19 protein-coding genes are annotated in these 14,289 nt (G+C 65.3%); 10 read left to right on the top strand and 9 right to left on the bottom strand.

What is annotated here, in order from left to right:
* Window positions 1-788, top strand: a 788-nt coding sequence (locus ON22_RS27000; protein ID WP_043740759.1) for a WD40 repeat domain-containing protein, incomplete at its 5' end; no start/stop codon positions are given.
* Here the strand turns inward: ON22_RS27000 and ON22_RS36935 are convergent.
* Both ON22_RS36935 and ON22_RS26990 read right to left on the bottom strand, forming a co-directional pair.
* Window positions 773-979: a hypothetical protein gene (locus ON22_RS36935; protein ID WP_033247446.1), complete on the bottom strand. Its 207-nt coding sequence runs from the start codon at window positions 977-979 to the stop codon at window positions 773-775. The genes ON22_RS27000 and ON22_RS36935 overlap by 16 nt on opposite strands.
* 273 nt (window positions 980-1,252) lie before the next feature.
* Window positions 1,253-1,567 (bottom strand): hypothetical protein, encoded by a 315-nt coding sequence (locus tag ON22_RS26990; RefSeq protein ID WP_156052474.1) that lies wholly within the window; start codon window positions 1,565-1,567, stop codon window positions 1,253-1,255.
* A gap of 525 nt (window positions 1,568-2,092) precedes the next feature.
* On the opposite strand from ON22_RS26990, the gene ON22_RS26985 reads away from it, so the two are divergent.
* From ON22_RS26985 to ON22_RS26970, 4 genes are read left to right on the top strand one after another with little or no spacing between them, the layout of a single operon-like run.
* Window positions 2,093-2,599, top strand: coding sequence for a hypothetical protein (locus tag ON22_RS26985; RefSeq protein WP_033247448.1), 507 nt, complete (start codon window positions 2,093-2,095; stop codon window positions 2,597-2,599).
* Entirely contained in the window at window positions 2,596-2,964 is a 369-nt protein-coding gene (locus ON22_RS36930) for a hypothetical protein (RefSeq protein ID WP_033247449.1), read from the top strand. Before ON22_RS26985 ends, ON22_RS36930 begins: the two co-directional genes overlap by 4 nt.
* On the top strand, window positions 2,961-4,274 hold the full coding sequence (locus ON22_RS26975; protein WP_033247450.1) for a tyrosine-type recombinase/integrase: 1,314 nt from the start codon (window positions 2,961-2,963) through the stop codon (window positions 4,272-4,274). The genes ON22_RS36930 and ON22_RS26975 overlap by 4 nt, the downstream gene beginning before the upstream one ends.
* A complete protein-coding gene (locus tag ON22_RS26970) occupies window positions 4,271-5,266 on the top strand; it encodes a site-specific integrase (RefSeq protein WP_051158132.1) in 996 nt (331 codons plus the stop codon). Before ON22_RS26975 ends, ON22_RS26970 begins: the two co-directional genes overlap by 4 nt.
* A gap of 58 nt (window positions 5,267-5,324) precedes the next feature.
* On the opposite strand, the gene ON22_RS26965 is transcribed toward ON22_RS26970, so the two are convergent.
* From ON22_RS26965 to ON22_RS26955, 3 genes are all read right to left on the bottom strand, one after another.
* Window positions 5,325-6,242: a hypothetical protein gene (locus ON22_RS26965; RefSeq protein WP_033247451.1), complete on the bottom strand. Its 918-nt coding sequence runs from the start codon at window positions 6,240-6,242 to the stop codon at window positions 5,325-5,327.
* Entirely contained in the window at window positions 6,239-7,060 is an 822-nt protein-coding gene (locus ON22_RS36925) for a hypothetical protein (protein WP_156052475.1), read from the bottom strand. Before ON22_RS36925 ends, ON22_RS26965 begins: the two co-directional genes overlap by 4 nt.
* 83 nt (window positions 7,061-7,143) lie before the next feature.
* Window positions 7,144-7,524 carry a hypothetical protein gene (locus ON22_RS26955; protein ID WP_156052476.1) on the bottom strand — a complete coding sequence of 127 codons (381 nt, stop codon included), beginning with the start codon at window positions 7,522-7,524 and terminating at the stop codon, window positions 7,144-7,146.
* A gap of 330 nt (window positions 7,525-7,854) precedes the next feature.
* On the opposite strand from ON22_RS26955, the gene ON22_RS26950 reads away from it, so the two are divergent.
* Window positions 7,855-8,559, top strand: coding sequence for a hypothetical protein (locus ON22_RS26950; protein WP_156052477.1), 705 nt, complete (start codon window positions 7,855-7,857; stop codon window positions 8,557-8,559).
* A gap of 150 nt (window positions 8,560-8,709) precedes the next feature.
* On the opposite strand, the gene ON22_RS26945 is transcribed toward ON22_RS26950, so the two are convergent.
* Complete coding sequence (locus ON22_RS26945) at window positions 8,710-9,237, bottom strand: 3'-5' exonuclease (protein ID WP_156052478.1); 528 nt, start codon at window positions 9,235-9,237, stop codon at window positions 8,710-8,712.
* 401 nt (window positions 9,238-9,638) lie between these two features.
* On the opposite strand from ON22_RS26945, the gene ON22_RS26940 reads away from it, so the two are divergent.
* Window positions 9,639-10,226, top strand: coding sequence for a hypothetical protein (locus ON22_RS26940; RefSeq protein WP_033247455.1), 588 nt, complete (start codon window positions 9,639-9,641; stop codon window positions 10,224-10,226).
* A gap of 305 nt (window positions 10,227-10,531) precedes the next feature.
* Complete coding sequence (locus ON22_RS26935; protein WP_033247456.1) at window positions 10,532-11,146, top strand: P-loop nucleotide/nucleoside kinase family protein; 615 nt, start codon at window positions 10,532-10,534, stop codon at window positions 11,144-11,146.
* A gap of 4 nt (window positions 11,147-11,150) precedes the next feature.
* Here ON22_RS26935 and ON22_RS26930 read toward each other — a convergent pair whose 3' ends face one another.
* Window positions 11,151-12,068, bottom strand: coding sequence for a dihydrodipicolinate synthase family protein (locus ON22_RS26930; RefSeq protein ID WP_157170441.1), 918 nt, complete (start codon window positions 12,066-12,068; stop codon window positions 11,151-11,153).
* 92 nt (window positions 12,069-12,160) lie between these two features.
* Between ON22_RS26930 and ON22_RS26925 the strand changes: the two genes are divergently transcribed.
* Window positions 12,161-12,991 (top strand): alpha/beta fold hydrolase, encoded by an 831-nt coding sequence (locus ON22_RS26925; protein ID WP_157170440.1) that lies wholly within the window; start codon window positions 12,161-12,163, stop codon window positions 12,989-12,991.
* Between the two features lie 23 nt (window positions 12,992-13,014).
* On the opposite strand, the gene ON22_RS26920 is transcribed toward ON22_RS26925, so the two are convergent.
* On the bottom strand, window positions 13,015-13,347 hold the full coding sequence (locus tag ON22_RS26920) for a FitA-like ribbon-helix-helix domain-containing protein (protein ID WP_197039748.1): 333 nt from the start codon (window positions 13,345-13,347) through the stop codon (window positions 13,015-13,017).
* Window positions 13,348-13,420: 73 nt separating this feature from the next.
* On the opposite strand from ON22_RS26920, the gene ON22_RS26915 reads away from it, so the two are divergent.
* Window positions 13,421-13,990 (top strand): hypothetical protein, encoded by a 570-nt coding sequence (locus ON22_RS26915; protein ID WP_033247458.1) that lies wholly within the window; start codon window positions 13,421-13,423, stop codon window positions 13,988-13,990.
* 22 nt (window positions 13,991-14,012) lie between these two features.
* On the opposite strand, the gene ON22_RS26910 is transcribed toward ON22_RS26915, so the two are convergent.
* A partial coding sequence (locus ON22_RS26910) for a GmrSD restriction endonuclease domain-containing protein (protein ID WP_043740756.1) occupies window positions 14,013-14,289 on the bottom strand: 277 nt, incomplete at its 5' end.

The raw sequence follows: 14,289 nt of genomic DNA, 5'->3' as shown, positions 1-14,289 counted from the left end.
TTACGGGGGAGCTTTTCAACCCCGCTGGCAACACCCTCGCCACCAACAGCGATGTCCAACTGTGGAACCCCACCACCGGCGAGAAAATCCGCGACATCCCCGCCACGGGTGTCTACTCGGTGGCCTTCAACCCCACGGGCGACATCCTCGCCACCAGCAGCCGCGGCGATGGTGTCCAACTGTGGAACCCCGCCACTGGCGAGAAAATCCGCGACATCCCCGTCACGGGCGTCTATTCGATAGCCTTCAACCCCACGGGCGACATCCTCGCCACCATCAAGACCGGCGATGGTGGCCAACTGTGGAACCCCGCCACTGGCGAGAAAATCCGCGACATCCCCGTCACGGGCGCCGTCCGCTCGGTGGCCTTCGACCCCACGGGCGACATCCTCGCCACCATCAGCTATGGCGATGGTGTCCAACTGTGGAACCCCGCCACCGGCAACAAGATCGGTGACATCCCCGTCACGGGCGCCGCCGGCTCGATGGCCTTCAACCCCAAGGGCGACATCCTCGCCACCAATGGAAGCAATGGCATATCTCTATGGGATATCCCCACCCGTCGCAAAATTGGCGACCTTCCTGGAGGTCCTATCGACGTGATGGCCTTCAGCCGTGATGGTTACACACTCAGCGTTCTTACAGCCGGAGCGCCTGCACGGTCCTGGGACACAGGGTTCACGGTCGATGTTGTTGCATTCTTGTGCTCCTGGCGGAAGCGAACATCGGCACCCGAGAGGTGGACCCAGGATGTCCCCGCAGAGCTGACACCTCAGCTATGCCCGTGAAGGCTTCGGCGGTCCCGGGTCGACAGCGCCCCGGCGAGGGCGAGTGTGATCGTGGCACCGAAGATCGAGACGAGGGCACTGCCTATGGGAGCGCCGATGGTGGACATGTCCAGTAGGTGGTTCCGGAGCGGATCCCAGTCGTCGGTGATCGCGAGAACGAGGCTGTATGCAGGCAAAGCCGGATCGGCCATAGGAGCAGTCCAGGGGGTCGCCCGAGCCATCGCCTGCGGCGAGAAGCGTGGACACCGGTGAGATACCCCCAGTGCGGTGCAAGATCCGGCTCCCGGGAAATGGATTCCCGATGCCGACGTTGCCGCAATTCCCTACACCGCTCTCGCTTCCTAGCCTGACCGGGTAACCGCCTGGCTGATCGTGCGCCGTGTCCGCGATGCTGCTCGTAGCAGGGTTCGTCGGAAGCCTCATAGCCGAGCATTCCCTACGCGAGCCTGCGCCGGCCCGTCAGTTCACCGGATCGAAGGGATCGCGAACTCGAAGGTCCGGTACTGACTGTTCGGGACAAGTCGCTTGCCCCCGTGGACCTTCCGCAGAAACTCTCCGACCGTGGCGGCGTCGTCTGCTGGGAGCCCGGCCTCACAACATGCGGTCTCCAACGCCTGCGGCGAGACCCGAGCAGAAACCCACCGCGCCGGCTCGTTCATCATGCTAGCCTTGGTCTTGGCCTCCTCGTTCCACTTCATCGCCCCGCCGGACAGTTCGGCATTGCGGGCCAGGAACTCGGCGATCTTCACGATATCCGCGGGAAGCTCAGAACTGGTCATGCCCACAGTCTCGCAGCCCAGGTCACGGCACGTATCGACATCGAACCCGCTACTGACACCCCGTGTCGCACGCTACTGACACAGCTGTCGTTTCCGCAGGTCAGACCACTGACCTTTCGTGTCGCCTCTCATGCTTCTCGTCGCGCTCCGCCACACCGGAATCGGCCCTTGACCAGCCATCTACTGACATCCAGTGACGAACGCTACTGACACGTATGACGAATCCCCGGGTCGCCAACTGACACCGAAATGACGAGTCTCAGCGCGTGTCCTGCCCACTTGCATTGATGTTTTGGGTTTTCACCAACGATAAGGGTGCATTATCGTTGACTAAAGTGGTTAAATCCCAGCTCACACATATTTTTTCGGCTACAATTTCTCCTTGACCAGCAACGATACTCCAATGTCGGTGCCGGCCGATACGCTTCTCCTCGCGTCTCCGGACCGGCTCAGGGGGCGCGCATCAGGCAGGTCTGCGGGGGACGGTTCCCTCAGGCGTGGGCTTCGACCAGGAAGGCAACCGGAGTGCAGGTACCCGACTACGTGGTGAACCCCGAGGCCGGGGTGCCCGAAGCCGCGGAAACGCTGTCGGCGCAGACGATCACCATGGCCGGCGAGGCGATGATCGCGCTCGTGCACCATGGCACGGTGACCGTCGTCGGCGACGACGGATCGCTACTCGCGGCCGACCTGCTCGACCGCGCGGTCCGCGCCGCCGGCGCCCGGCCGCTGCGCCACGACCTCGATCTGTCCGGGACGCCCGGCCCCGGCTGGCAAGCGGTGCTGACCGCCGACGATTGCCTGACCATCACCGCGCCCGACGGCAGCGCCCTATATACGGGAACCCTGCCGACCGGCAGGGAGTGGCGCGACCGGGCCCGGCACTCGCAGCGGCGCCGTAGCGGGATCGTCGTGGTCGGCGGGATCCGCGGCGCCGTCAATGATCTCGTTCCCGCGATCGTTGAGGACCGCGCGTACTGGATCCGCTGCCCTGCCGACCTGCGCCACCGGCCGAGGACGGTCTCCCGATGACCGGCCGTCGCGGCGCGCGGCCGCGGACACCGGATCGCGTCGAAACGGCAGACTACGACGGCGCGGTGGAGGTGCGGTTCTCCGGCGAGCCCGCCGAGACCACCGGACTGCTCGACATGCTCGCCGCTGCCGGTGTCGAGGTCACCGGGACCAGCCGCCCGTATCCGAACCAGCGCGGCACCGGCGTGCGGGTCTACACCCGAGCCCGTGCCGAGGCGCCCCAGGACCCGACCGCCTCGGAACCCACTCCGCCGGGCAGCGCCCCGCCGGGCCGGCCGAGAGGTGGACGCGTGAACGTCGCGGCCGGGCGATCCGGTTCCGGCTCGCCACCGAATCCACTGACGCCAAAAGGAGTGTCACAGTGACAGAACTGGGGCAGGTATCGACACCTGCCGAACACGCAGTCTCCGGCGCCGATTCCGGGGTCCGGCGTACCGGGACCGGGACCGCGCTACGTGCAGTGACCGCCGAGGAAAGGGCGGCCGAGGACCTCCTCAACGCCGGGCACCGGGCGCTACTCGACGCCCTGCTGGCGGACGGGACCGCAGCCAACACCACCCGCACCTATCACTCGCCGGTCGCGCGATTCCGCGAGTGGTGCACCGAGCACGGGTATCGGGAGCTGCCCGCGGAGCCGGAGACAGTCGCGGCGTTCCTCGCCGAAGCCGAAGCCCTACGCGATGAGCGCGACGAGGATCTCTACCGGTATCCGACCTCGACACTGGGAATGTGGGCGGCCGCGATCCGTCATGCCCACCTCGATGCCGGACACCCCGACCCCACCACTGCGCCGGTGGTGCGGAAGGCCTTGGTCTCGATCGATGCGCACCGTACCGAGGCCGGTCAAGAAGCCCAGCGCGCCAGCCCGTTGCTCGCCGCCGATGTGAGCACGCTCGTCGACTGCATCACCGCCCATGCGGCCGACAACGATTGGAAGGCCCAAGTCGCCGCGTGCCGGGATATCGCGCTGATCGTGTGTGGGTTCTACTCCGGGCGCCGCCGCTCCGAGATCGCCGCTATCCAGTTCCGCGACCTGACCGTCGTCGCCGACGAGGACGATCCCGATCAGAAATGGATCCGGATGCGGATCCGCGGGTCGAAGACCTCCCGGACCACGATCGAATACGTCCATCTGCCGCGCAGCAACGATCCTCGGTATTGCCCGTGGTGCACCCTGCTCGACTGGCTCGATCTTCTGGCCGTCCACGACACCGCGATCGCCGCCGCAGTCCGGCGGAAAGAATCCGTCGACAACCAGATCCGAGCGTCCCGGAAGGCCGTCATCGAACTGCTGGCCCAGTTCGAGCAAGGCGATCCCGGTGTCCACCACTGTCAGCGCGAGCTGCCGACCCAGCAGCGCACCAAGGCTGCGGTGTGGCGGGGCGTGGCCAAGGCCACCCGCAACCTGCCGGCCGACACCGGCCGTCCGATCACCGATCAGACGATCAAGGACGTCTTGAAAAGACGCTGCGAGCAAGCAGGTTTCGCGCCCGAGCGCATCGCCCTCATCGCCGGGCACTCACTGCGGGGCGGGTTCGTCACCCAACTGCGCCGCGATGGTGTACCGGTCGCAGACATCATGCGTCAGACCGGGCACAAACGCGTCGAAACCGTGCTGCGCTACGACCAGAACCCCGGCTACCGCAACAACGCGGCCAATCGGATACCCCTGTGACCACCCCGAACCCCGACCTGGTCGACCTGCCCGAGCGGTACCGGTCCGTCTGGGAAGAGTTCGACGACTGGTGCGCTGCCCGGCGCCTGCCGTCCTGGCCCGCGTTACCCGGTGTGGTCGTGGCCTATCTGGTTGCCAATCCGAAAAGCCCAGCAACTCAACGGGGCCGGGTCACCGCGATCAACGCCGCGCACCGGTGCGCCGGACTACCTGCGCCCGGCCGCGCCGAACGCGTCCGCGAACTCTACAACCCGGAGCGCGCCGCCCGCCGGGCCCGCACCCGCACCGCCGTCGATACCGCGCTCACCGAACTCCCGGTGAGCGGCTGGGTTCGGGGACTATTCGGACGCCGCGACGCCGTCCTTCTCACTCTCGCCGCCGGCGGATTGTCGTTCCCTCGCCTGGCCGGGTTGCGCCAGGAACAGATCCAGGTCAACGACACCGCGGTGATCGTCGACGACGGCATACTGGCCCTGCCGGCCCGGCCGGACGAGCCGTTGCTGTGCCCGGTCCAGATCCTGCGCCGGTGGGCCGCCGTCACCAACCTCGCCCCCCGCGGCTACGGGCACGCGATCCTCGCCGAACAACTCACCGAGAACGCCCTCACCACAGCAGATTTCGATTCCCAGTGGGCCACACAACCGCTACTCACCGCTTTCGACGCCTACGGGTACCCCGCCGGCCACGCCCCGATCGGACGGCTTCACCCGCTCCACCCCACCGCGGCCGCCGCCATCGCCGCCGCGCACCTATCGGGAAACCCGCCACGGCACCGCAACCGCCCCCGCACCGCACCGATCCCAGAGCAAGTGCCGGCGCCGCCGGTCGTCGAACCCATCAACCTCGACCCCGGCTACTACGACCGAGGGATCGCCGCCCGATGGCGCGACCGGCCGGCCCACGACGAACTCGACGACCTGCTCGACGCATTGGAGGTCAAGATCCGGGAAACCACCGCCGCGAGTGCGTCACTGCTCGGCGACCCTTCCTGATCGCTGCAGCAGACAGGCGTGATCGCCAGGTAGCTATCGCTGCCGGGGCGCGCGACCTCTAATCGTTTCCGTACTCACCCTCGTCGAAGTCGATATGGTCGCCAGCCGAGATGAATTGTTCATCGACTCCGGCGGCTTTCACCACCTCCCATCCGTCAACGACTAACCTGCACCTCGGGCAACTGAAGTAGTCAGAGGCGACCGTCAACTCAATCCTTACTTCGGCATAATCCTCACTGAGTTGGTCGTACTGTCGGTCGACATCCGTAATCTGGTCCCCTTCGACTGTGCCTGTCGAGCCACACGCTGGGCAATCTGCTTCAGCCCGGTACGTGAGCCCGGCAGTGAGAGTGGTGGGCTTCACCCATTCGGCAGCTATTTTTGCAGGAAGGTCACCAGATTTATATTGTGCGAGCCGCTGCACAGCTCTCGCCACGAGCATCTCCGCACGGTCTTCGATATTCTTCTTGTTTTGCGCGAGATGAGTTTCAACAATCGGAACTCGTGAAAGACCGACGAGATCTTCCAGACTTTTATCCTGGGCATTAACCAGTATTATTGCCTGCGCCCAGTACCTCGGCCACCAAGCAGTCGGTGGGATGGGCGCGAACTTGGGGCTGCCGCCATGTAAATAATTGTTGCGCGCCTGAGTAATGGTTGATGCCTCTTTTTCGCTGAAAGGAGGAAAAGCCGCCGCGCAGCGCTTGATCAGCGTCTTCGCAGTTACCGAACTAAACCCTTTCGCATCCCCGGAAATCAATCCGCTGGCAATCAGGATATGGTTACCTTCTTCGGTTGGAGTCGCAATTAGAACAGGCGAGTGCCTGGAGAGGGCTGCCTTAGCTAAGAGCTCGAGCGCTAGCGCTGCCCAGAGCGCGCGTTCATCGAAATCGCGGGGATCGTCCTCGTCCATTGCATGATTGATGAAAAGTCGAGACTTCATCCACAGGGAGCGCGCATCGTATACGTCGCTCATTTCTTGTTGTCCGTCTTGAATGCAATCCGAGTAAGGGTGCGTTCTTCGTCGCCCTCCTGCACTTCTTCGCGGGCGTGAAGGGTAGTTGCATTATTGATTACGAGTATTTGATCATCGGAGTCCCACGAATGAATCCGAGAGGCACCGAATTCTTCAATGAGGTATTTCTCTGCATCGCGCGCTCGTTGATCGCACGGCGACATGCACCCAGGATCGTAGCGTAGGATTCCGGTGTCATAGTCGTAGATCGTGGTCAAGAAAGTGTCCGAACCCGAGTCGGCCAAAAAGATGCCACTCACCAAAACTTCCGGACGATGGACTCCTTGCGGACTCCGCCACAATCGAGTTGGGGTTTTGGACGGTTCTTTCGCGCAGAGTACGACAAATTGCGGAGGATGACGAAGGTGGGCGCCATCAGTATGTAGTGGCTGCCGTCCCAGTCCATATCTCGCGCTAAGCGAACGAGGGGCGGCTCTTTCGCGCGGGGTAGGCGTGAGTTCCTTGATGCCGGGCTCTCCAGCACGGATGGGGACGGACTCCCAACGATTACACATGGCAGTGAATGTCACGTCGGAGACCGTGCCCGAACCCACCGCCCAGCCGCTCTTGGCGGCCACATCGAACAACTTCATGAGGTCCTTCACTACCGCTTCTCCAATCAGGATCGCCTTGCGCCAACGGCGTACCGTAGCTGCGGAAGCGCCGACCTTCGTTGCTATCGCGCAGGCCGACATCCTCGTTTCACGAATCAGCTCAATGTCTCCGAGCTGGCGACGCTGCGTGCCGCGCTTACCGATCCCGCAAACGGCCGCCCACACAAGCAGCGTCTTCCCACGTCACGTCCGGGTCGCTCATGAAGGCTTGCACCTGCTCGGCTGTCGGCACGGATAGCTCGGCCGGTTCACTGCCCACCACCGGGCTGGTGCTGTTCCGGGAGGCGCCGGTCGGCCTGTTCGAACAGCGCGCGAGCCCGACGTTCGGCGTCGGCCCGCTCCTCGGCGGTCGGACCATCCCCGGGGCCACCGCGCTCCGACCACGCCTGGTCGGCCAGATACTGGACCTCCCGCTCAGCTTCTATCTCCAGATGCCATGCGGCCTCTTCCATCCGTGCGGCGGACGCTTCGGCCGGGTGCTCTCGTTCCCAGACGACCGCCTCACGTACGCCCTCACTCAGCAGCCGGTGCCGGCACGCCTTGGCGATCCATCCCGACAGGTCCTCTCCCGCCGCGGCCCGGACGTGTGCGAACAGCGCGTCGTCCATCGAAATCGTTGCTGTTGCCATACTGCACAACGATAGGCCCGGCGCCCGCACCGCGACACCTGCCGCCAGGCGCCGCCGCAGCCCATAACCCCGACTCGGCACTCGCGATGGGGAGCCGAGCAGGACACATCGCTTCGACAGAGTCCTGCCCACCCCCGAGCAAAGCTCGACAGACACCACGCGGTGACCGCGTGCTGTAATTCGTCTGTGGCGCTGTGGCATACGTCTGATACGAGGTGGCGGTACGTACCGGGGAAACCTGCGCTGTACGTCGACTACGACACCGCCGGCGCGAGCGTCCCTGAAGCGTTCCTCGGCCTCGCGGCGCGCGATGTCACCGATATCGAGGGCGTGTTCGGCGCCCTCGTTGCCGCGGACATCGCCGAGTTCGAGTCGCTCTCCGTGGGTCTCGAGAAGTTCGGCTGGCGGTTGTGCCCTGACTCCGACGCAGAAGTAGTGGCCTGGTATTTGCCTGGATCTCGGGTTCCTGAAGCGGCCGAGGTCGACGATGTGGCCGAGTACACGACGCTGGAGTGGACTCGAGCTGTGTTCGCCGACCAGGACCCGGAGCACCGCTTCATCGCTGTGTGGTGGGCCGGCCGCGGCAGCGACGAGGTCAGCATCGAATGGCAAACGCTGTTTACCGCAGGCAACCTGAAGCGGATCGAGAACTACCGCTACGGCGATGACATTCCTGTCCTGCAACTCGAACCAGCTCTCGACACCGTTTCGCTACTCGAGGAACGCGGGTGGTGTCGAGTCACCTCGCCCGAGTTCTCCCCGCGGCGCTACGCCCAGTGGTGGTGGCCGCCGTCGGTCCCGCATCCTCCGACCGCACCACGACGATCGGGGCACCTACAGGGTGTACCGGTCTCTGACTACCTACACACGCTCGGCACACGCATCAGCTACCGGCTCAAGGTCGATCATCAGCCCGTATGGAAAGTAGAATTCCGCACCGCGGGTCCGGCACCTCGGTCGTTGTCGCCCAGCCAACTGCTGGATCGGCTCGCAGACATCGAGAATCACCGCACCGGCGATCTCATTCCCTTTTGACCTGGACCGCAGCCCCTCGGTAGAAGGCCAGCCATCGCTATCCCGGTGCAGCGCCCTTCCGGGTTGTCGATAGCTCGGCGGGCGGCGCGTTGCGGGCCTCAGACCTGGACTTGGCCGTGTTGTGGCTTGCCATGAGAGAGTCCGGGGAGCTCAGGGGGCGGTCATCCGGAGCAGGTGTTCCCGGGTCCTGCGGACGTCGCCGAGTGCTCGGTGGCCGCCTCCATTGGGTAGCCGGCAGTGGGAGTGGGCGTGGTCGGAGCGCGGGATCATGACATCGGCCCAGTGCGCCGGGTCGGTCAAGCGGCTGCGAGTCATGCCGTGACGGGCGCATTCGGCGGTGATCACCGTTCGGTCGTAGTCGGCGTGGTAGGCCAGGATTGTGCGGTTCTTGGTGACGCGCAACAGTTTCCGGTACACGGCCGGCCAATCCGGGACACCATCGGCGGTGACCTCGGCGTCGGTGAGGCCGTGGACGGCAGCAGCGTCCGGTTCGATCGGGATCCCGGGATTGACGAGGGTATCGAGCAGTACCTTGCCGGTAGCTGCGTCGATGACCGCGATCTCGCAGATCGCGCCGTAGAGGTCGGTGGTCTCGGTGTCGAGGATGACCGCTGTGCGGGGTTCGAGCATGGCGCGGGCGAAGCGGATCGCTGCGCCGGCCGCACTGGACAGCTGCATATCCGCCAGGAAGGGTCGTACTGCGGGGCGTGTGCGGATCGCGGCCTCGACATCGGTTTTGGTGGGCCGTCGGTGTGGCGTTCCCAGTCGATCTCCCAGACATCGCGGCCCGGCAGCCACCAGGCCCACATTTCGATGGCGTGCTCGGCGCCGAAGTCTCGCAGGAACGCGCGGATGATCTGAGCGCGAGTAGCGCGCCGGCCCCCGACGATTCTCAGCAGCGGCGACTTCTCGCCTTTGGGGCAGGCGTGAACCGCCTCCCAGTCCACATCCGGCAACTCCAGCAGGGCCAGGCCATCGCCGGTGCGATATAGCGGCACCATCACCGAGGATCTGCGACCGGTCTGCTTCTCATGGTGCTTACGTGCAGAGATCCATCCCGCCTCGACCGCGATATCGAAGTGGCGCCGCGCGCAGTCCAGCAGATCGGCCGCATCATCGGCGGTGACCAGCCTGTCGGCACGGACCTGCGCATGAAGGTCCTCATCGGCGGCCATCGCCTCGATATCGGCGCGACGGTAGCGGCCGAACATGCCCTTGACCACGCCACGTTCGGCCGCGACCCGGGTGAGGTCGCGAGGCTCCCATTTCAGCCTTTTGGCCGCGGCATAAGAATCGATCGACTCGGCCATGAATTGCTCCCGGGCCGCCACGACCGGTGCGACCACCTCCGCGGTGAGCCGGTCGACCGCGGCCGGGCAGTACAGATCATGGTCGGCGCCCCGGTCGTGAAATACCCACGCCAGCTCCAGGTGCCCGGCCTCGGCCAGCACGGTGATGTCGTGACCGTCGACGTTCAGGCCCAGCCGCGCGGTGAGACGCTGCGCGCACCGCCACGCCCCGACCGGGTGTTCTTCACCGAACCGCTCGATCACCGCCGGCACCAGCTCCTGCACCCGTTCGACCTGGTCGGGCAGATACCCGTACCGGTCGCCCCGCGCCGGGAACATCCCCGCCTCCTCGGCACGCTCGAACTGCCAACGCTGTAATCCGACCTTTCCCGCCATATCGGCGGCATACACAATCGGCTCAGCGGTGGTCTCGGCGGTCATAACTGTGAGCTCCCCTCGGGCGCAACGCAAACGGAACAGCAGACTGCTGCCGAGTATCACCCTCACCCTCGACGCAAACCGCCATCCCCCATCGTCGAACAGCAGGACCGGACGCCGCTGACCCGATCAGCGCCATAGCCGTGCTCTGTTGAGCGCCCGAATATTTGGCCGACATATCGCAGCGGTCCGGCCTGCAGTGGCGCACGTCGACGCCAGCGGCGAGTATGTGATGAAGTTCGGACGTGACCGATGTACAGCAGTCAGCATCCCTACCCGCGGCGGTATGTGACCGGCTCGACCGGGCGGCGGCACCGATCAAGGAAACCGGTGTGCTGGTGATCTGCGGGTTCCCTGCGTCCGGTAAGTCCTCGGCGGCACGGTTCCTCGCTGCACGCACCGGCGCGGTCGTGCTGGACAAAGACAGGCTCGCTCCGATGCTGGAAGAGTCGATCATGAGCCGGTTGACCGGTGACCCGTTCGATCGTGATTCCGACACCTACCGCGAGGTCGTCGCGCCCGGGATCTACGACAGCCTCATCCGCAGCGGTCTGACCGTGGCACAACGCCACCCGGTGATACTCGACGCCCCGTTCCTCTCGACCCTCCGCGCAGCAGCCGACGCCGGGCAGTCACTGGGGTTCTTCCTGCGAGACCACGCGGGGGCCGAGGCTTCCGTGCCGGTCGTGACCATATGGATCGATTCGTCCGCCGAACAGATCAAACGGCGAATGATCACACGGAACTCCGCCCGCGATGCACCCAAACTCACCGACTGGCACGGTTACCAGTCCGGTGTTCTCGACTCCGGGATCCGTGAACTCGCCCGCAGCGTGTGTGATCTCGTGATCGACAACTGAACCGTCAGGCGCAGGAGCCAGATGCGCGAAGCCGTGGCAGCAGCGCGGCCATCACCTCGTGGATTTCCTTCGCCTGATCCGGTGACGCCGCGCTCAGCGGCGGCCGGACCTGTGTCGGGAACCCGGGAAGCCGAGCCGACACCGCGGCTTTCGCGAAGGCGATATCGCTGATCGGCAACCGTTTGCGGGCGTCGGTGTAGAAGTCGAACTCACCTTGCGTGGTGTGGGCGCGCTCGACCTCACCGGCTGCCGTCGCCGCGGCGATCGCCACCGGCAGCTCGGCAACTGGACCGCCGGCACCAGTTACTACACCGGCGGCACCGATCTCGCCGATGCGGGCACCGGCACGGTCGTCTCCGAGATAGACCCGGAACCCTGGTCCGAGCGCCTGATACGCGCGGGTCAGACCGCGGTCCTTCCCGGAATCCTTGATGCCGGCAATCTGTGGGAACTCGGCCAGCAGCTGGGCGGCGAGCCGCGCCGGGATCGGCGCCTGGGTGTGGCGCGGGAAGTTGTACAGCAGCGTGGGCCGGTCGCAGTGCGGCAGCACGGCCCGGAAGTACTCCCCGATTCCGGCCTCTGGGGCCTGGGCGAAGAAGAACGGATTCATCACGGCCAGGAGATCGGCAACGCCGCTGGCGTGGCGCGCCAGCTCGACGGCATCACCGATGGCGCAGGCACCCACGTGCGCAACCAGGACACCGCGCCACTTGCTCCGGCAATACTCGGCAACCCGGATGCGTTCGTGGACGGTCAAGCTCGCGAACTCCCCGGTGGTCCCGTTGACCAGTACAGTGTCGACACCCGCCGCCTTCAACAAGCCCAGGTAGTCGCCCAGCGCCGCGACATCGATGTGGCCGGAACGTTGGAACGGAGTCACCGTGGCGACGATCGGGCAGGGCACTGGCACAGGGTCGGTCACAGCTCCCAGAATCCCACGCCGAAGCAATCGCAGACCCTCCCTTTACCCCGGTGTCGGCGGCGTGGGCCTGGCCGCGGTGGTATGTGTTGTCGGTGCAGCGCTTCGAGACGGTGGATATCGGTTACCAGTTGAGCGTGTCGATCACGTCCGGAGACGACGACTCGGTACCGGTGGTCTTCATCAACGCGCTCGGAACCGCACAGGACCAGTGGGACCAGGTCCTGCCGAGGCTTTATCTGCACACAGTCCTGACCTACGATCGGGCCGGAATCGGGCGTAGTGGCCCACTGCCGCCGCATCTGGTCGGCCAGCCACGCACCGTGGGCGCGCTGGCCGACGAACTCCGAACACTGTTGGACACCTTCGAGGTCGCCTCGCCTCATATTGTCGTCGGGCATTCACTCGGCGCGCTGATCGCGAGGATGTACTCCGCACGACACGGACACCATATAGCCGGCCTGGTCCTCGTCGACTGCACGACCAGACAGCACCTCGCGGAAACCGGGTGGCCCGAACGTGACGGCGGCGAAGACAGCCCCGGATCGTCGATGCTCGATATCTCCGGGTCGATCACCGAACTCGACACCGCCGTAATGCCGGCAGTTCCCGCAGTGGTCCTGGCCAGCGCACCAGGACGATGGATGCGACTGACCCCCACCCAAGCAGCCGAATACGCACCCCGCACACCCGAACAACTCGACGCGCAATGGCAGGACGGACAACACCGCCTCGCGGCCTCCCTGGACCAAGAGGCGCTGCTGGTCGTCGCCGACTGGGCCGGCCACCACATCGCCACCGACCAACCCGAACTGGTCGCAGCCTGCATCACCGCGGTCATCGCTGCCGCCCGCGGTGCCCGGCCGGTCTCGATACCCCCTGCCCAACTGCGCTACGCCGGCGGCTCCTGCCCCACACTCGAATGACCCGAAACCCTGTGAATCCCAGGTTACTCGAGCCGAATCCAGGCAGCCGTGGTGCGTGGCCGGGTGAGATCAGAGATCGAGCTCCTGGCAGGACCGCGATCGCGGTCGAATCCGGCCATTTCCTCGTCGGTCAACGCGACTTCCCTGCCGATCTCGGTGAGCATCGACCCCAAACGGATATCTGGCACCAGCGCCTCGATGAGAATCGCGGCGACCTCGGCTTCGATACTCCGGTTGTGGCCGATCGCCCGCTGTTCCAGGGCGCGCAGCACCTGGTCCGGCAGCCCCCGAATCTCCACCTCGCCCATCCCGACCACCTCCGCTTCCCAGCGCTTCCGTGCGATCTCGAACCCCAACGATCGTTCATCTGTCCCGCTGCGGGGATCCCCCCGGATACGATTGCGGTCAGTCGATGATTCGGGGGCATTCATGGTCGAGCTCGAACAGCAACTGCTGCACCTCACCGAGCAACTGGTGTCCTCACCACCCCTCGCCCAGTTGCGACAGATCCGCGACAGTGTCGAGCTCCTGGCACCGCGGATTCAGCAACTCGACCCTGAACAGCTGGCACACGAGGCGCCCCGGCGTCTCTACATCTACCTCGACGCACGCAGCGCAGCCGCCGTCCGCGACCGAACCGCCGCACAGCGCACCCAGCACGCCGAGACCGAACGCCAGCTCCTGCAGGTCGCCTCGGAGTTCCGGCGCTCGTACACCGGTACAGACATCGTCCCGGCCCGGGTCACGCTGCGCGAACTCTACGAGCAGATCGACGCGCTCGAAGCCGGAACCAACGATCGATGGGTACTCGAACGCCTCTACAACTACGCCTTCTCACAACTCCAGCAAGCCAACGCGCGCGCACACCGACACATGACCCAACCACCGCCACGGCCGCGCCGCACGCCTGCTTCTTCCCGAAACACAGGCATCTCCCCCACCCCGACTCCCTACCGGGCGCCCTCAATCACTCGACGAAATCAGGGCTTCGAACGGTGACAGGCCAAGCCGCGCTCGGTGGTCAGCAGTCCTGCAGGACCCGGGCGAGCGCGTCTTTCTCCTCCTGCTGGACCGTCAGCCTCCACGACGATTTCACCGCAACCCACATCTGCGAATACGTACACCGATAGGCCTGATTCGGCGGAAGGTACTGCGCCGGATCCATATCGCCCTTCGACCGGTTCGACGAGGCGGTGACCGCGATCAACTGCGGGATATCGAGAGCGTTCGCGAAACGTTCTCGCTGGTCATCGCTCCAATCACTGGCGCCCGAACGCCAGGCCTCGGCCAATGGGACG

This window comes from Nocardia carnea NBRC 14403 (assembly GCF_000308515.1).
Taxonomy (GTDB): domain Bacteria; phylum Actinomycetota; class Actinomycetes; order Mycobacteriales; family Mycobacteriaceae; genus Nocardia; species Nocardia carnea.
This window is presented reverse-complemented; position numbering and strand designations above follow the sequence as displayed.